16 protein-coding genes are annotated in these 17,021 nt (G+C 72.9%); 10 read left to right on the top strand and 6 right to left on the bottom strand.

The genetic code is table 11. The features are described from left to right. Positions 1 to 17: 17 nt before the first annotated feature. From ACFYYW_RS17470 to glgB, 6 genes are read left to right on the top strand one after another with little or no spacing between them, the layout of a single operon-like run. Entirely contained in the window at positions 18 to 338 is a 321-nt protein-coding gene (locus ACFYYW_RS17470) for an anti-sigma factor antagonist (RefSeq protein WP_352329001.1), read from the top strand. Next, positions 322 to 753 (top strand): ATP-binding protein, encoded by a 432-nt coding sequence (locus ACFYYW_RS17465; RefSeq protein WP_352329003.1) that lies wholly within the window; start codon positions 322 to 324, stop codon positions 751 to 753. The genes ACFYYW_RS17470 and ACFYYW_RS17465 overlap by 17 nt, the downstream gene beginning before the upstream one ends. A gap of 9 nt (positions 754 to 762) precedes the next feature. Beyond that, positions 763 to 1,935 carry a PP2C family protein-serine/threonine phosphatase gene (locus ACFYYW_RS17460; protein ID WP_387649884.1) on the top strand — a complete coding sequence of 391 codons (1,173 nt, stop codon included), beginning with the start codon at positions 763 to 765 and terminating at the stop codon, positions 1,933 to 1,935. Beyond that, the gene (locus ACFYYW_RS17455) at positions 1,932 to 3,239 is read left to right on the top strand and encodes a sugar phosphate nucleotidyltransferase (RefSeq protein WP_387649881.1); all 1,308 of its coding nucleotides are present in this window, start codon (positions 1,932 to 1,934) and stop codon (positions 3,237 to 3,239) included. Before ACFYYW_RS17460 ends, ACFYYW_RS17455 begins: the two co-directional genes overlap by 4 nt. Positions 3,240 to 3,242: 3 nt before the next feature. Beyond that, positions 3,243 to 5,225, top strand: a complete 1,983-nt coding sequence (locus ACFYYW_RS17450) for an alpha-1,4-glucan--maltose-1-phosphate maltosyltransferase (RefSeq protein ID WP_387649879.1) — start codon at positions 3,243 to 3,245, stop codon at positions 5,223 to 5,225. Beyond that, a complete protein-coding gene (gene glgB, locus ACFYYW_RS17445; protein ID WP_364391835.1) occupies positions 5,222 to 7,120 on the top strand; it encodes a 1,4-alpha-glucan branching protein GlgB in 1,899 nt (632 codons plus the stop codon). The genes ACFYYW_RS17450 and glgB overlap by 4 nt, the downstream gene beginning before the upstream one ends. Positions 7,121 to 7,142: 22 nt before the next feature. Here the strand turns inward: glgB and ACFYYW_RS17440 are convergent, their stop codons facing one another. Then, a complete protein-coding gene (locus tag ACFYYW_RS17440; protein ID WP_352329471.1) occupies positions 7,143 to 7,781 on the bottom strand; it encodes a response regulator transcription factor in 639 nt (212 codons plus the stop codon). After that, on the bottom strand, positions 7,759 to 8,640 hold the full coding sequence (locus ACFYYW_RS17435; RefSeq protein WP_387649875.1) for a sensor histidine kinase: 882 nt from the start codon (positions 8,638 to 8,640) through the stop codon (positions 7,759 to 7,761). The genes ACFYYW_RS17440 and ACFYYW_RS17435 overlap by 23 nt, the downstream gene beginning before the upstream one ends. Before the next feature lie 330 nt (positions 8,641 to 8,970). Between ACFYYW_RS17435 and ACFYYW_RS17430 the strand changes: the two genes are divergently transcribed. The 3 genes from ACFYYW_RS17430 to ACFYYW_RS17420 all read left to right on the top strand — a co-directional run bounded on the left by ACFYYW_RS17430 (position 8,971) and on the right by ACFYYW_RS17420 (position 12,323). Next, positions 8,971 to 10,122: an IS701 family transposase gene (locus ACFYYW_RS17430; protein WP_387649873.1), complete on the top strand. Its 1,152-nt coding sequence runs from the start codon at positions 8,971 to 8,973 to the stop codon at positions 10,120 to 10,122. A 35-nt stretch (positions 10,123 to 10,157) separates the two neighbouring features. Beyond that, a complete protein-coding gene (locus tag ACFYYW_RS17425; RefSeq protein ID WP_387649871.1) occupies positions 10,158 to 11,270 on the top strand; it encodes a low temperature requirement protein A in 1,113 nt (370 codons plus the stop codon). A gap of 90 nt (positions 11,271 to 11,360) precedes the next feature. Then, complete coding sequence (locus ACFYYW_RS17420; RefSeq protein WP_387649868.1) at positions 11,361 to 12,323, top strand: hypothetical protein; 963 nt, start codon at positions 11,361 to 11,363, stop codon at positions 12,321 to 12,323. A 124-nt stretch (positions 12,324 to 12,447) separates the two neighbouring features. Here ACFYYW_RS17420 and ACFYYW_RS17415 read toward each other — a convergent pair whose 3' ends face one another. From ACFYYW_RS17415 to ACFYYW_RS17405, 3 genes are read right to left on the bottom strand one after another with little or no spacing between them, the layout of a single operon-like run. Next, positions 12,448 to 13,782: a sensor histidine kinase gene (locus tag ACFYYW_RS17415; protein ID WP_387649866.1), complete on the bottom strand. Its 1,335-nt coding sequence runs from the start codon at positions 13,780 to 13,782 to the stop codon at positions 12,448 to 12,450. Continuing rightward, positions 13,779 to 14,450 (bottom strand): response regulator transcription factor, encoded by a 672-nt coding sequence (locus tag ACFYYW_RS17410; protein ID WP_358297590.1) that lies wholly within the window; start codon positions 14,448 to 14,450, stop codon positions 13,779 to 13,781. The genes ACFYYW_RS17415 and ACFYYW_RS17410 overlap by 4 nt, the downstream gene beginning before the upstream one ends. Positions 14,451 to 14,500: 50 nt before the next feature. After that, positions 14,501 to 15,040 (bottom strand): hypothetical protein, encoded by a 540-nt coding sequence (locus ACFYYW_RS17405; protein ID WP_387649863.1) that lies wholly within the window; start codon positions 15,038 to 15,040, stop codon positions 14,501 to 14,503. Positions 15,041 to 15,300: 260 nt separating this feature from the next. Between ACFYYW_RS17405 and ACFYYW_RS17400 the strand changes: the two genes are divergently transcribed. After that, positions 15,301 to 16,176, top strand: coding sequence for a diacylglycerol kinase family protein (locus tag ACFYYW_RS17400; RefSeq protein WP_352330296.1), 876 nt, complete (start codon positions 15,301 to 15,303; stop codon positions 16,174 to 16,176). A gap of 4 nt (positions 16,177 to 16,180) precedes the next feature. Here ACFYYW_RS17400 and atpB read toward each other — a convergent pair whose 3' ends face one another. Further along, on the bottom strand, positions 16,181 to 16,957 hold the full coding sequence (gene atpB, locus ACFYYW_RS17395) for a F0F1 ATP synthase subunit A (protein ID WP_387649860.1): 777 nt from the start codon (positions 16,955 to 16,957) through the stop codon (positions 16,181 to 16,183). Between the last annotated feature and the right edge of the window lie 64 nt (positions 16,958 to 17,021).

The raw sequence follows: 17,021 nt of genomic DNA, 5'->3' as shown, positions 1-17,021 counted from the left end.
CCCATGGAGGAGATCCCATGTCGTTCAACGCGATCCTGACCCACGACGGCAGCACCGCACTGATCACGCTGGAGGGCGAGCTGGACGCCCTGACCGCCGAGACCTTCAGGAGGGAGGTGGAGCGCGCGGCCGAGGCCGCGGCCGAGCTGCTGGTGCTGGAGATGTCGCAGCTCAGCTACATGTCCTCGGCGGGGCTGCGCGGGCTGGTGTTCGCCCGGCAGAAGCTGGCCGACGACGTGCGCATCGTGCTGGTCGGCGCCAACGACGCCATCGAGCAGACCATCCGGCTGGTCGGCTTCCACCACAGTGTGGACTTCAGCGATGCGATCCCCGAGTAGGCAGGCGATGGAGCGGCTCAGGCTGCCCGCCGAGCCCGAGTCGCTGGAGGAGCTGATGGCCTACGTGCAGACGCTGAGCGCGCTCGGCGGGCTGACCCGCACGCGCGCCCACTGGCTGCGGCTGGCCGCCGAGGAGCTGATCGTCAACATCATCACCCACGGCCACCGCGACCGGCCGGGCGAGCTGGAGGTGACGGGCGGGGTGGAGCCGGGCCGGGTGTGGCTGCGCCTGACCGACTCGGCGCCGCCGTTCGACCCGACCGCCTACGAGGCCGTTCCCGACCTGGACCGGCCGCTGGGCGAGCGCCGGCCGGGCGGGCTGGGCGTCTACCTGGCCCGTACGGTCGCCGACCAGGTCCGCTACGAGTACAGCTCGGGTCGTAACCAGACGACCATCATCATGAACCGCGTCTAGGAGGTGCCGATGGATGCGGAGGTGACCCTCGTCGTCAGTGGCCCATCACCAGCAGCGGAAGAGCTGTGCCTGCTGCTGGCCGCCGACGGCGCTCCCGTGGCCAGGCGCACCCCCGAGCAACTGCTGGCCGAGGCGCCTCCGCCCACCGGTCTGCTGCTGGTGAACGCGAGCCTCGACGTGGAGGTCGTGCGCGAGGTGACGCGGGTCGTCCAGGCCGGCGCGCGGCCGCCCGTCGTGGTCGCGTTCACCGACGGCGACCTGCGTCAGCTCGCACCGCACGTGCTGGCCGGGCTGGACTACATCGTCCCGCCGTTCGTGCCGGAGCTGCTGCACCGCAGGCTGCGGGCGGGCCAGGTGTTCGGCCGCTTCCCGGGCGCCGAGGGGGAGGCGCTGCTGAAGTACGAGCGCGAGCTGCAGATCGGGCGGGAGATCCAGGCGGGATTCCTGCCCGACGCGCTGCCCGCCCGCGCCGGCTGGCAGCTGACCGTCCGGTTCCAGCCGGCCAGGGAGGTCGCGGGGGACTTCTACGACGCCCTGGAGCTGCTGGGCGGCTCGCGGATCGGGCTGGTGGTGGCCGACGTGTGCGACAAGGGCGTCGGCGCCGCCCTGTTCATGGCCCTGATCAGGACCCTGCTGCGGCACACGGCCGCCCACGTGGAGACCGGCCCGGCCGCCGCCGTCCAGGACGACACCACGCCGCTGCTGCGCGCGGTGATCGCGACCAACGACTACCTGACCGCCAACCACCTGCGCCAGGGCTACTTCGCCACGCTGTTCTTCGGCGTGCTCGACCCGGTCACCGGCGCGCTGGTCTACATCAACTGCGGGCACAACCCGCCCATCATCCGCCACGCGGGCGGCGGCCACACCCTGCTGCGTCCCACCGGGCCGGCGCTGGGGCTGGTGCCCGACTCCGTCTTCGAGGTCGGCAGGGCCCACCTGGACCAGGGGGACCTGCTGTTCGCCTACACCGACGGCGTGCCCGAGGCCAGGGACGAATCCGGCCGCTTCTTCAGCGAGGAGCTCATGCTGACCCTCGTCTCGCAGCCCGCCACCGGCGCGGAGGACCTGCTGGACAGGCTCGAACGGGAGATCAGCGCGCACATCGGGTCCGCCGAGCAGTTCGACGACATCACCATGATCGCTCTACGTAGGACACCCACGGGGAAGTACGGACAATGAACGAGATCGCCGGAATCGCATTGGCGGGCGGACAGGGTCTCAGGGCCCGGCCGCTCACCCTGGAGGCCCCCGGCCACCTGCGGAGCAAGGCCACGGTCTGCTTCGCCGGACGGCCGGTCATCGAATGGCAGATCATGGCCCTGCGCGACCAGGGGGTCAGCGACTTCTACCTGATCGCCAACGGCCGGGAGAACCGCTACCAGGCCAAGGACGTGCTCGGCCACGGCGAGGGGCTGGGCGTGCGCGTGCGCTACTCACGGCCCCGGATGGACTGGACCAACACCGGTTCCGGCGAGGCGACGCTGAGCAGCCTGGACTACTGGCAGCTCGACGGCCTGGCGCTGGTGTTCCCGACCGACTCGCTGTTCGAGTTCGACCTGGACGAGCTGGTCCGCCGCCACCGCGACAGCGACGCGGTGGTCACCGTGGCCGTGGTCGAGCGGCCGGCCGAGGAGGTCGCGGGCAAGTACGGCACGATGGTCACGGACGCCTCCGGGCAGATCCGGCGTTTCGTGGAGAAACCACCGCTGGCCGAGGTGCACGCCCTGGCCGCCGACCCGGCCCGGGTGCCCGTCAACGCCGGGCTCTACCTGGTCGACTGCGGGCGGCTGCGGAAACTGGCTGGGGAGCCGTCGCTCGCCGAGCTGGCCCGCCACCGGCTCGACTGGGGGCACGACCTGCTCCCGTGGCTGGTGGAGGCCGGGCACCGGGTCGGCATCGCGCCCATCGCCAAGCTGGGCGACCTGGGCAACCTGCGCGACTATCTCGGCACGCTGACCGACGCGCTGAGCGGCGGCTACCCGCACGTGCTCAAGGGCATGCTGCGGGCCTACCCGGGCAACGTGCGCATCCACGAGTCCTCGCTGCGCCAGCGGGACGCGACGTCGGGCATGACGCTGGCCGAGAAGATCAGCGCGGGCCTGGTCAGGATCGGGCCGAACGTGCACATCGGCCGGGACGTCGAGATCGGCCCCGGCGTGGTCGTCTCCGACTCCGCGATCGGCGACGGCGTCGACCTGCACACCGGGTGCCGGCTGCAGCGGGTGGCCTGCCTGGACGGCGCGATCATCGGCCCCTGGGCGCGGCTCACCGACACGCACGTGGGGACGATGGCCAAGGTCGAGTCGTTCGTGGACTGCGTGACCGTGCTGAGCGGCTACAGCGCGCTGGGCAACGGAGTGACGGTTCAGGCCGGCGTGCGGCTGTCCGGGGTGACGGTGTACCCGGGGCTGACCGTGCCGGCGCACTGCGAGGCCGCCGCCGGCACCTCGTTCGAGACCATCGCCGACCTGCAGGACGCGTGAGACATGACTGAGACGCTGGTGTTGACCGAGATCTCCGAGATCGCCGCGGGCCGCGTGCCCATCGTGGGGGTCCGGCCCGTCGTGGCGGGCGGGTGCCGGCCCGCGCGCGCGGTGCCGGGCGAGCCGTTCGAGGTGTCGGCGACGCTGTTCCGGGAGGGGCACGGCGTGGTGGGCGCGAACGTCGTGCTCACCGACCCCGACGGCAAGCAGGCCGCCTGGATCCCGATGGCGGCCGTGTCGGAGGGCTCCGACCGGTACGCGGCCGAGGTGTCGGCCCACCGGGAGGGCGAGTGGACGTTCCGGGTGGAGGCGTGGAGCGACCCGGTGGCGACCTGGCTGCACGTGGCCGAGGTGAAGATCCCCGCCGCGATCGACGTGGCCGTCACGATGGAGGCCGGCGCCCGGCTGCTGACCAGGGCCGCCGCCCAGCCCGAGGTGCCGCCCGCCGACGCCCGGCTGCTGCGCGTGGCCGCCGCGACGCTGCGCGACGGCGAGCTGGACCCCGAGGCGCGGCTGGCGATCGCGCTGGCCGAGCCGGTGCTGCGGACGCTGGCCCGCCGGCCGCTGCGCGACCACGTGACGGCCGGGGAGGAGCTGCCGCTGCTGGTGGAGCGCGAACGGGCGCTGTACGGGGCCTGGTACGAGTTCTTCCCCCGCTCCGAGGGCGCCGTGGTGGACCCCACGGGCTGTCACCCGCCGCGCTCGGGCACCTTCCGGACCGCGGCCGAGCGGCTGCCCGCCGTCGCGGCGATGGGCTTCGACGTGGTGTACCTGCCGCCGATCCATCCGATCGGCCGCACCAACCGCAAGGGGCCGGGCAACTCGCCGATCGCCGGGCCGCACGACCCCGGCTCGCCGTGGGCGATCGGCTCGGCGGCGGGCGGCCACGACGCCGTCCACCCCGACCTGGGCACGATCGACGACTTCGACTTCTTCGTGGCCAGGGCCGCCGAGCTGGGCCTGGAGGTGGCGCTGGACTTCGCGTTGCAGTGCTCGCCCGACCACCCGTGGGTACGGGAGCACCCGCGGTGGTTCGAGCACCGGCCCGACGGCAGCATCGCCTACGCCGAGAACCCGCCCAAGAAGTACCAGGACATCTACCCGATCTGCTTCGACGCCGACCCCGGCGGCATCCTGGCCGAGTCGCTGCGGGTGCTGCGGCACTGGATGGGCCACGGGGTGCGGATCTTCCGGGTGGACAACCCGCACACCAAGCCGGTGTTCTTCTGGGAACGCCTGATCGCCGAGATCAACCGCACCGACCCGGACGTCGTCTTCCTGGCCGAGGCGTTCACCCGTCCGGCGATCATGCACACGCTGGCCGCGGTCGGCTTCCAACAGTCCTACACCTACTTCACCTGGCGCAACGCCAAGCCGGAGCTGGAGAGCTACCTGGGCGAGCTGGCCGGGGAGGCGGCGGCGTACATGCGGCCGAACCTGTTCGTCAACACGCCGGACATCCTGCACGCCTACCTGCAGGAGGGCGGTCCCGCCGCGTTCCGGGTGCGGGCCGCGCTGGCCGCGACGGCCTCCCCCACCTGGGGCGTGTACGCCGGGTTCGAGCTGTGCGAGCACGAGCCGGCCGCGCCGGGCAGCGAGGAGTACAAGGACTCGGAGAAGTACCAGTACCGGCCGCGCGACTGGTCGGCCGCCGGCTCGCTGGCGCCCTTCCTGGCCGTGCTGAACCGGGTCCGCCGCCGCCATCCGGCCCTGCGCCTGCTGCGCAACCTGCGTTTCCAGCACGCCGACGACGACGCCGTGCTCTGCTTCGCCAAGCAGGCGGGCGAGGACACCGTGATCGTCGTGGTCAACCTCGACCCGCACCACGTGCGGCAGGCCACGGTGACGCTGGACCTGCCCGACCTCGGGCCGTCCTTCCGGGTGCGCGACGAGCTGACCGGCGAGGTCTACCAGTGGGGGGCGCGCAACTTCGTGCGGCTGGACCCGTCCAGGCAGCCGGCGCACATCCTGGCGGTGGAGCGGTGACGGACGTCCTGACCGGCGGGGGCCCGTCCGTGCTGGGCGAGCTGGACCTGCACCTCATCGGCGAGGGCAGGCACGAGGAGCTGTGGCGGGCGCTGGGCGGGCGCACCCGGACGGTGGGCGGCGTGGCGGGCGTCTCGTTCGCCGTGTGGGCGCCGGGCGCGCGCGAGGTGCGGCTGGTGGGTGACCTCAACGGCTGGGACGGCGCCGGGCACGCGCTGCGCCGGGCGCCCGGCGGCGGCCTGTGGGAGCTGTTCGTGCCCGGGGCCGGCGACGGCTGCCGGTACATGTACGAGATCACCGGCGCGGACGGCCGTACCCGGCGCAAGGCCGACCCGCTGGCCCTGGCGGCCGAGCACCCGCCGCGCACCGCGTCGGTGGTGTTCACCTCGCGGCACCGCTGGCGCGACGGCGCGTGGCTGGCTGCCCGCGGCGACGGCCCGGCCCGCGAGGCGCCCATGAGCGTGTACGAGCTGCACCTGGGCTCCTGGCGGCGCGGCCTGACCTACCGCGACCTGGCCGAGCAGCTGCCCGGGTACCTGCGCGGCATGGGCTTCACCCACGTGGAGCTCATGCCGGTGGCCGAGCACCCCTTCGGCGGCTCGTGGGGCTACCAGATCTCCTCCTACTACGCGCCGAGCTCCCGCTACGGCACCCCGGACGACTTCCGCGCCCTGGTCGAGGCGCTGCACCTGGCCGGGATCGGGGTGATACTCGACTGGGTGCCCGCGCACTTCCCGCGCGACGACTGGGCGCTGGCCCGCTTCGACGGCGGCCCCCTGTACGAGCACCCCGACCCGCTGCGCGGCGAGCATCCCGACTGGGGCACGCTCACCTTCGACCTGGGCCGCCCGCAGGTGCGCAACTTCCTCATCGCCAACGCCCTGTACTGGTGCGCGGAGTTCCACGTCGACGCCCTGCGCGTGGACGCCGTCGCCTCGATGCTCTACCTGGACTACTCCCGCCCGGACGGCGCCTGGCGGCCCAACGCGCACGGCGGCAGGGAGCACCTGGAGGCGATCGCGTTCCTGCGCGAGCTGAACGACACCGTCCACCGGCGCTGTCCCGGGGTGCTGACGATCGCCGAGGAGTCCACGGCGTGGGAGGGGGTGACCCGGCCGACGTCCGCCGGCGGGCTGGGGTTCGACTTCAAGTGGAACATGGGCTGGATGCACGACACGCTCGGCTACATGCGGCGCGACCCGGTGCACCGGCCGTACCACCATCACGCGCTGACGTTCGGGCTGACGTACGCGTACGCGGAGGACTTCGTGCTGCCGCTCAGTCACGACGAGCTGGTGCACGGCAAGGGCTCGCTGGCCGGGAAGATGCCGGGCGACGAGTGGCAGCGGCTGGCGAACCTGCGCGCGTACCTGGCCTTCATGTGGGCGCATCCGGGCAAGAAGCTGCTGTTCATGGGCCAGGAGTTCGCGCAGCGCAGCGAGTGGTCCCACGACCGCGAGCTGGACTGGGCGCTGCTGCGCGACCCGCGGCACAAGGGCGTGCGCGACCTGGTCAGGGACCTCAACCGGCGCTACGCCGCCACCCCCGCGCTGTGGCGGCTGGACTGCTCCCCCGGCGGCTTCACCTGGATCGACGCCGACGACGCCGGTTCCAGCGTCTACTCCTTCGTGCGCTGGGACCGGTGGGGGGCGCCGCTGGTGTGCGTGAGCAACCTGTCGCCGGTGCCGCGGCACGGGCACCGGCTGGCGCTTCCCTCCGGCGGGCGCTGGCACGAGGTGCTCAACACCGACGCCGCCTGTTACGGCGGCGGGAACCTCGGCAACCTGGGCTCGGTCACGTGCCCGGAGGGGGGTGCGGTCGCCGAGGTGCTGCTGCCGCCGCTGGCGACGCTCTGGCTGGTCCCCGGAGAGGAGGCGCCGGAGCGCCGGCAGTGAGGCGGCCCTGGCGGAGGGGGCGTCAGGGCGTCAGCAGTGAGGCGGCCATGGCCTTGTTCACCGCGTCGAGGCGGGAGGTGGCGTCGAGCTTGGTGAAGATGTTGCGCAGGTGACGCTTGACCGTCCCTTCGGCGATCATCAGCCGGGTGGCGATCTGGGCGTTGCTGAGGCCCTGTGCGGCCAGGGACAGCACGCTCAGCTCCCGCTCGGACAGCTTGCCCGTACGCGGCCGGCCGGACATCATCAGGCTCTCCCGCGACACCGACAGCACCACGCGCTCGGCGTCCGCGCAGACGCCGCGGATGGCCTGCACCAGCTCCTCCCGGCCGACGCTCTTGAGCAGGTAGCCGCGCACGCCCTGGGCGATGAGCTCCTGCACCAGCACCGGGTCGTCGTACATGCTCAGCACGATGACGCGGGACCGGGGCGAGACCCGGTGGATGTGGGTGGTGGTGCGCACGACGCCGTCGCCGGGCATCTCCACGTCGAGCACCACGACGTCCGGCCGCAGCGCCTCGGCCGACTTCACCGCCGCGCGCGCGTCCCCCGCGGTGGCGACGACACGAAGGTCGGGTTCGAGCTCCAGCGTCTGCTTGAGCGTCTCCCGCAGGATCGTGTGGTCGTCGGCGATGAGGACGTCAATGCTGCCTTCTCTTTGCATCCGATGTTTCCTTCGGCCGCTCGTCCCGGACAGCCCGGACAGGGGCACGGAAGACGACCTCGGTGCCCTTCCCGGGGGTGCTCTCTATGGTCACCAGGCCGCCCAGAGCGACCCCTCGCTCACGCATGGAGGTCAGGCCGTTCCCATGTTTCGCACGCCACCCCGAGAAACCCCGGCCATTGTCCCGCACAATTGCTGTGATCCGGTCGTGCACAATCTTGACGCACACTTCGAGCAGGTCGGCGCCCGCGTGGGAGATGCTGTTGGTAATGGCTTCGCGTAATATCAGGAATAACTCGTCCCGAATGCGCGGAGGCAGGCCCTCGACATCGCCGATAAGGGTGATTCGATGCTCCAGCCGGGGGTCCACAATGGTTGTCATGAGCCGCACGAGCGCTTGCTCCATTCCCGGCCAATGGGCGTGAACGCGCAGGTCGGATATGACGTCCCGGATTTCCTGGTGGGCTCGCAGCAGGGCGGCCTTCGCTTCCTTCACATGCACCGGGAAACCGTCCGTACCACGTGCGTGACCGATTTCGGCGAGCTCCAGCTGCCGGCTCGCCACGCTGATCTCGTGGCCCACCCGGTCGTGCAGGTCGCGGGAAATTCGCCGCCATTCCCGGGCGTCGCCGCGGTCGCCGTCCAGTGGTCCGGCCAGGGCTCCTGAAGAACGGTCCGTACTGGCCTTGAGCCGGGCCACCATCAGGTCGAGGAGCTCCTCCGCCAACTCCGCGCACTCGCCCGGAGCGGCCCCGGAAGTTGATTCTTCAATTTCGCCGCACAGCTGTGCCAAGATCGCAGCCTTATGGGCCTCGATCCGCTCGGCTATCACAACCGTGGGCTGGATGTTGCACTGCACTGGTCATCCCCCGTAGTGTGTGTCGCCTTACTCAGTCACCGGCGCAGATCCCCGCATCATATGATCACATGATTCCGGCGGATGCAAGAGTGCACTCCAGACTCATCGGGCGGCAAGTCCATTACCCGCACACCTGACTGACGCCGCGTGTGATGTAATACCGGGTTATCCATGAGCACCCGGCAGCTGCCTCCGGGAGTACTCCCTTTAATACTCCCGGACAGCTCCGCTGCCACCTTGGTGTTACTCTCTTGTGCGAACCAAAACTTAACTGCGATCCTGACCGCGTTCGCCATTACGGATCTTCTCTAATGCAGGTGAGGGGCGGTCATGAGAGAACTCGCGGTGAACGAGCGGGAAGAGTTCGCAGAATTCTTCGGTACGATATTCGGTTCGCTGCCGCGCTCCGACCAGCGTAGCGCGGCGGAGTCGTACGTGCTGGGGCTGCTGCACGCGGGCGGGCGCAAGTCCATCCAGCGCATCGCCGACGAGGTGGGCGGCCCGCACAACGGCCAGTCGCTGCAGCAGTTCGTCAACCAGAGCCGCTGGGACCCGCGCCCGGTCCGCCGCACCGTCGCCGACGTGCTGGCGGCCGGCGCGCCCCCGGCCGCCTGGCTGGTGGAGGAGGTGGCCTTCGCCAAGCACGGCCGCTGGTCGGCGGGCGTCGAGCGCCAGTACGTGCGCGGCCTCGGCCGCACGGTCAACTGCCAGGTGGGCGCGGCCGTGCTGATGAGCTCCGGCGAGGCGGCCGTGCCGGTCAACTGGCGGCTGTGCCTGCCGCAGTCGTGGGAGGCCGACCACGACCGGCGGGCCCGCGCGCACGTGCCCGACCAGGAGCGGCACCGGCCCTTCGGCGAGCACGTGATCGACCTGGTCGACGACCTGACGCTCGACTGGGGCACGCCCGTCGCGCCGCTGGTGGCCGACCTCACCCACGTCCGGGGCGTCGCCGACCTGCTGCGCGGCCTGGAGGACCGCGGCCTCGACTACGTCGTCGAGGTCGACGCCCGCCACCGGGTCCGGGCCTCGATGAGCGTGGTGCGCGGGGGCGGCTCGCGGGCCCGCGTCGCGCTGGCCGAGGCGGCGCAGGCCGCGGCCGGGATGGAGCGGCGCACGGTGGCCTGGTGGGAGGGGCCGCGGGGGCGGTCGCTGCGTTCGCAGTTCGTCCTCCTGCCGGTCTCCGACGACCAGGCGCGTTCGCGCAGGCTGCTGGTGGAGTGGCCGCTCGGCCGGCCGCGGCCGCGCGCGTTCTGGCTGACCAACATGTCCGTGCCGGCGCAGGAGCTGGTCGCGCTGGCCAAGTCCCGCTGGCGGGCCGCCCACGCCATCGGCGAGCTGGCCGGGGGCTTCGGGTTGTTCGACTACGAGGGCCGTTCCTTCCACGGCTGGCACCACCACGTCACGCTGGCCTCGGCCGCCTACGCCTTCGACGTGCGCTGGCGGCTGGCCGCCGGCGCCGAGCCCGCGCTGCTGCCCGCGTGAGCACCCGCACGACGTACGAGGAGTCACACCGCTCGATGAAGCCGAAAGCAGACAAGCAAGTCACCTGGGTCGAGCTCTTCTTCGACCTGGTCTTCGTGTTCGCCGTCACCCAGCTGTCCGACCTGCTCCACCACGGCCACGGCTGGGGCAGCGTGGGGCAGGCCGTCGTCGTGCTGGTGCCGACGTACTGGGCCTGGGTGGGCATGGCGGTGCACGCCAACACCCGCGACGTCAACAACACCCCCGACCGGCTGGGCATCCTGGCGCTCAGCCTGTGCGGCCTGTTCATGGCGCTGGCCACCCCCCTGGCCTACGAGGAGCGCGGGCTGATGTTCGGCGCCGCCTACTTCGCCCAGCGCTCGCTGCTGGCCGCCCTGTACTTCCGCGGCCGGCCGTTCGAGCTGGTCAACCCGTTCACGCTCTCGGTGTGCGTGACCGGGCCGCTGCTGCTGGCCGGGGGCCTGCTGGACAGCGGCACCCGGGTGTGGGTCTGGGCCGCGGCCGCCGCCATCGACCTGGCCGCGCCGGTGCTGACCCGCAGCCACCTGGTGCGGATCACCTTCCACCCCCATCACTTACCCGAGCGGTTCGGCCTGTTGCTGATCATCGCGATGGGCGAGCCGATCCTGGCCATCGGCGCGCAGGCGTCGTCGGCGCGCCCGCTCGCGGTGGGCTCGATCGGCGCGGTCGCCGCGGCGTTCGTGCTGGCCTGCGCGCTGTGGTGGGTGTACTTCATCTTCGCCGCCGAGTCGCTGCCCAAGGCCCTGGACGAGGCCGTGATCCGCACCGACCTGATCCGGCGCGTCTTCTCCTACGGCCACCTGGCCTTCATCGGGTCGATCATGGCGATGGCGGTGGGCATGGCCGAGGTCGTCTCCCATCCGGGCCAGGTCTTCGCCGCCCCCGTGACCGCGCTGCTGTTCGGCGGCTGCGCCCTGTACTTCGCGACGTTCTGCTACGCCCGCTGGCACATCTTCGGCAAGTGGTCGGGGCCGCAGCTCGCCATGCCGGTGGCCATCCTGGCGATCATCCCGATCTCGCTGCAGGCGCCGGCGCTGCTGTCCGTGGCCTGCCTGGTGCTCGTGGTGATGACGTTCAACTTCCTGGAACATTCGCGGGCCAGATCCGAGTCCGACGCCTTGACTTAGCGCGCGCTCTAACCGGCAAGGTGAGGGCGGCGGCGCCGGTCGTGCGGGCCGCCTCCAGGACATGAACCGGGTGGACAACTGAGGAGCGTCATGAAGAATCCCGCTGTTCGAGTCGCGGTCGCCTACCTGGTGTCCGCGGTCGTCGGCGCAGTGATCATCGGTTCGTTCGTCGGAGCGCTGCACCACCCGGTTCCGCACGGGGTGCCGCTCGCCGTGGTGGGCCCCGACGCCGCCCGGCTGGAGCAGGCCGCGGGCGGGGCCGTGGACGCCCGCCCGTACGCCGACGCGGCCGGCGCGCGGGCGGCGGTGCTCCGGCGCGAGGTCGAGGCCGCCTATCTGGCGGGCGAGGGCCGGCTGCTGGTGGCCGGCGCGGGCGGTGACACGGCGGCCCCGCACTTCACCGCCCTGATGCAGCGCGCCGCCGGACGGCAGCTCGCCGTCGAGGACGTGCGCCCGCTGGCCGAGGGCGACTCCTCCGGCGTGTCCGGCATGTTCTACGTGCTGGGCCTGCTGCTGACCGCGCTGGCGACGACCGTGCTGACCATGCGCATGCAGCCGATGATGCACCGGGGGCTGCGCCTCGCGGTGCTCGCGCTCGGCGCGGTGACCGGCGGCCTGGCGCTCACCTGGGTCGTCGACGGCCTGCTCGGCGCGCTCACCGGCGCGCCGCTCGGGCTGCTGGCCGTCTCCGCCGCGGTGATCTTCCTGGTGTCGGTGGCGGTGAACGGGCTGATGCGCCGCTTCGGGCCGCGCGGCGTGATCGCGGCGGCCGTGCTGTTCATCCCGATCGGCCTGCCGGCCAGCGGCGGCCCGTTCGGCGCCGCGTTCATCGAGCCCTGGTACGCGGCGCTCGGCTACGTGCTGCCCACCCGGTCGGCGCTCGAACTGGTGCGCAGCGTGGTCTACTTCGACGGCGCCGCCGTGGCCGTCCCGCTGACGGTGCTCGGGCTGTGGGCGGTGCTCGGCCTGGTGCTGATGGCGCTGCCGCCGCGCCCGATGCCCCGGCCCGCCGCGCCCGCCGCGCCGTCGGTGCCCGTCGCCGGGGCTCACTGAACACCGGACCGGCCATCGGCCCCTGGACCGGCCCCTGGACCGGCCCCCGGGGCCGGCCCTCTGGACCGGCGCGGCCGCGGGTGCGGGGGTCCGCGCCCGTGGTCGCGCCCTCATCGTTGGCGGGTCAGGTGGCCGGGGGCAGCGCGAGGACCAGCCGTACGCCGGGTCGCAGCGGCTCGGCGCGCACCGCTCCGGCGTGCGCCTCGGCGATCTGGCGGACGATGGCCAGGCCGAGCCCCGACCCCGGCAGGGAACGGGCCGACTCGGCGCGGTAGAACCGGTCGAACACGAACGGCAGGTCGTGGGCCGCGATGCCGGGGCCCTGGTCGGCCACCGACAACGTGCCCGCCGCGTCCACCCGGACCAGCACCACGCCACCGGGCGGGCTCCACTTGATCGCGTTGTCGACCAGGTTGGCGACCGCCCGTTCGACCGCGTCGGCGTCGGCCGTCACCAGGCACTCGGCCAGCTCGCCGCGCAGCCGTACGTGCGGGGCGCGGGCCGCGGCCCTGGCCAGCACGCGTCCGGCCACCAGGTCGAGCCGCACGTCCTCCAGGTGCAGCTCGACGTCGCCGTGCCTGGCCAGCTCGACCAGGTCGTTGACCAGCACCCGCAGCTCCTCGGCCTGGACGCGGGCCTCGTGCACCAGGGCCGGGGCCTGCGGGTCGGCCGTGCCGCGCCCCTCCTCCAGCAGCTCCAGGTTCGTGGTGAGGCTGGTCAGCGGCGTGCGCAGCTCGTGGGAGGCGTCGGCGACCAGGCGCCGCTGGGCCAGCACCGATTCGCGCAGCGCGTGCGTCATCGTGGTGAACGAGCCGGCCAGGCGGGCCACCTCGTCCCGTCCGGCGCCCATGTCCTCCAGCCCGTCGGCGGTGAGGGTGCCGGTGGCGGTGACCCGCTCCACCACGGCGGTCAGCCGGGCGACGGGCCGCAGCGCCCGGCCGGCGAGCAGCCGCGCGCCCGCCGCCGCGACCAGCGCGCCCCCCAGGGTCAGCGCGGCCAGCAGCAGCTTCAGCGCGTTCAGCGTCTCCTCGTCGCGGTTCAGCGGGAACGCCGTGCGCACCAGGATGCCCTTGCCCAGGTTGAGCGGGGCCGTGTAGAGCCGGTAAGGCACGCCGTCGTAGGTGACGTCCCGGAAGTAGGGGGGCAGCTTGCCGTAGGCGACGGCCTCGTCCTGCTCGGCGAGCGGCACGAACCCGTCGGTCGGGCCAGTGAGCAGCGGGTCGGGGCAGAACTGCAGCAGCGTGTTGCCCACCGGGAGGGGCGTGGCCGGCAGCGGCGAGTCGGCGGTCTTCAGCGATTCCAGCAGCCGCGGCGCCTGCCCGGCGGCCCGCACCAGTTCCCCGTCGTGCTGGCCGGCCAGCCCCGCCGCGGCCGCCGGGTAGACCACCAGCGAGACCGCCAGCAGCGCGGCGGCCACCACGGCGGCGACCGTCAGCGCGACCCTCGTACGCAGCCTCACGGCTCCTCCCGCAGCACGTAGCCCAGGCCGCGGACGGTCTGGATCAGCCGCGGCTCTCCCCCGGCCTCCAGCTTGGCCCGCAGGTAGCTGATGTAGACCCACAACGCGTTGGAGGACGGCCCGAAGTCGTACCCCCAGACCGAGTCGAAGATGACCTCGCGGCTGAGCACCCGGCCCGGGTTGCGCAGGAACACCTTGAGCAGGGTGTACTCGGTCCTGGTCAGGTCGAGCGGCCGGCCGCCGCGGCTGGCCCGGCAGGCGGCCGGGTCCAGCTCCAGGTCGGCGTGGCGGAGCAGCCCCTGCGCGGGCGCGCTGCGGCGCAGCAGCGCGCGCAGCCTGGCCCGCAGCTCCTCCAGCGCGAACGGCTTGACCAGGTAGTCGTCGGCGCCCGCGTCCAGGCCCGCGACCCGGTCGCCGACCAGGTCGCGGGCGGTGAGCATCAGGATCGGGGTGCGGTCGCCCGCGGCCCGCAGGCGGCGGCACACCTCCAGGCCGTCCAGGCCGGGCATCATGATGTCCAGCACCACCGCGTCCTGACGTCCGCCGCCGGCCGCCTCCAGGGCGCGCAGGCCGTCGGCGGCGACGCTGACGTCGTAGCCCTCGCGGGTGAGCGCGTGGGTCAGGGAGCGGCGGACCGCCTCGTCGTCGTCGGCAACAAGGACGTGCATGGTGCCACTCTCCCCTCCGCACCCCGGATGAGGAAGGTCGGTGCCGGTCTCTATGCGGGCTCGGTGCCGGCCAGTGCGCGCTTGACGTTCCGCAGCGCCTGCTCCAGGCGGTCCGGCGTGACGCCGAGACGCCCGGCCACCGCGCCGAACCCGGCCGAGTCCGGGTCCACGCGGCCCTTCTCCGTCAGGGCGTCCAGTTCCTTGACGGCGCGCAGGGCGCGGTCGTACCCGACGCCAAGCTCGGCCGCGAGCGCCTTGGCGAACGCCTCCCGGGAGAGGCCGTGGTCCTTCTTGTCCGGTTCACCGGGCTTTCCGCGCTGGTCCGTCTTCTCTGGGCCGCAGCCGGGCCCGCCGTCGCGCGGCTTCCCGCCGCCGGGGTCCTTCCGCACGTCGGTCCGCACGTCGGTCCGTACGCCGGCCTTGCCGTCGGCGGTCTTCTCGCCCGCGTGGTCCTTGGCCACGTCGGCGGGCGAGCAGGTCGAGGAGACCTGGGCGCACGGGCCGGCCGCCGCGGCCGGCACCGCCCCGGAGGCGGCCAGCGTCAGGGCCGCCGCCGCCCCGAGGGCCAGCGCGGTCTTTCGTGGGTTCATGTCGGTTGCCCTTCTGGCGGCCGGTCCCCAGTGGCCCGGCCCGCTGCGGCCACTCAACCGCGGCCACCTTCACCCCACCGTCGGGGAACCTTAGGAACGCCATAGAAGCCGTCGGGCACCTTCAGGTACGCCGGACAAGCGCGCCGCCGCGTCCCGCGCGCCCGCGCCGCCGCCCCGGGAACGGGTTCCGGCGGCGGGGCATTGTGGCAGGCGCCCGGGGAAGAGACCGATCCGCCCAGCGGAAGGGAAGGCGAGGACCCGTGAGACTTCTGGTGATCTGCAACCGGCAGGCCGGCGGCGTCGGCGACGACAGCACGCGGGAGGTGCTGCGGCTGCTGCGGGCGGAGGCCGACGTGCGGGTCTGCGACGGCGACGCGCGGGAGGCCGCGCGGTCGCACGACGACCGGGTCCCGGTGGTGCTGGGCGGCGACGGGAGCGTGCACGCGCTGGTCGCCGCACTGCTGGAGCACGGCCGCCTGGACGCCGGCCCGGTCGGGCTGATCCCCATGGGCACCGGCAACGACCTGGCCCGCACGCTGGGCATCCCGCTCGACCCGGCCGAGGCGGCCCGCGTCGTGCTGGCGGGGCACGAGCGGCCCGTGGACCTGCTGATCGACGACGACGGCGGCATCGTGGTCAACGCCGCGCACCTCGGCGTGGGCGCGCACGCCGCCGAGCGGGCCGCGCCGCTGAAGCCGCTGCTCAGCCGGGCCGCGTACGCGGTGGGCGCGGTGCTGGCGGGCGCGGGGACGGGCGGATGGCGGCTGCGGATCAGGGTGGACGGCGCCCAGGTGTGCACCGGCCGCCGCCGGGTGCTGATGGCCGGCGTGGGGAACGGCGCCACGATCGGCGGCGGCACCCCGCTGGCCCCCGCGGCCCGGCCCGACGACGGGCTGGCCGAGGTGGTGGTCTCCTACGCCACCGGACCGCTGGCGCGGCTGGCCTTCGCCACCGGGCTGCGCCGCGGCCGGCACCCCGCCCGTCCCGACGTGCAGACCTTCCGGGGCAGGCGGATCACCGTGGCGGGCGGGCCCGTCCCGGCCAGCGTGGACGGCGAGCTGGAGCAGGTGGCGGAGCGGCGTACCTGGATCGTGCGGCCGGCCGCCTGGCGGGTTCTGGCGCCGCCCGCGTCCTGACCGGTCAGTGCTCCGGGTGCAGGGACTGGCCCAGGTACATGGCGGTGAGCATGGTGAACAGGTACGCCTGCAGGAACATGACGAAGATCTCGAACGCGGTCAGCACGCACGTCATGAACACGCCCAGCACGCCCACCGCCACGCCGCCCACGGTCGGCCGCTCCACCAGGAACCAGTAGCCGACCGCGCTGAAGAAGGCCAGCAGCGTGTGCCCGGCGAACATGTTCGCGAACAGCCGCACGGCATGGGTGAACGGCGCGGTGACGAAGATGTAGAACAGTTCGAGCGGCGCGTACAGGGTGATCGCCAGGGCCTTGGGCAGTCCCTCGGGGAACATCGCGTTCCTGAGGTAGCCGGCCAGGCCCTGGTGCCTGAAGCCGAGGTAGAGCTTGAGCAGGTAGACCACCCCGGCCAGCACCCAGGGGAAGGCGACGTGGGCGGTGACCGGGAACTGGAGCAGCGGGATCACGCCCATCACGTTCCAGAGCAGGATCAGCAGGAAGAGCGTGAGCAGCAGCGGCATCCAGCGGTCGGCGTCGGCGCCCAGCGACGGGCGGGCGATCTGGTCGCGGACGAACAGGTAGGCGTACTCGCCCGCGTTCTGCAGGCCGCGCGGCACCAGCCTGGGCCGGGAGAAGGCGCCCCAGGCCAGCGTGCACACCACGAGCACGCCGGCGGCGGCCAGCAGCACCGGCTTGGTGAGCCAGAGCGGCGCGCCGTCCCACAGGGCGGGGTAGTCGAACAACTCCGGTCCGGGCGGGCGGAAGTCGTCGGAGGGCATGGCGAAGCTCCTCTTGGAGGGGGTGGGGGTTGCGGGTGGTGCGGGGCTGCGTGGGGTCGCGGGA

The organism is Nonomuraea sp. NPDC001831, assembly GCF_042892035.1.
Classification (GTDB): domain Bacteria; phylum Actinomycetota; class Actinomycetes; order Streptosporangiales; family Streptosporangiaceae; genus Nonomuraea.
This window is presented reverse-complemented; position numbering and strand designations above follow the sequence as displayed.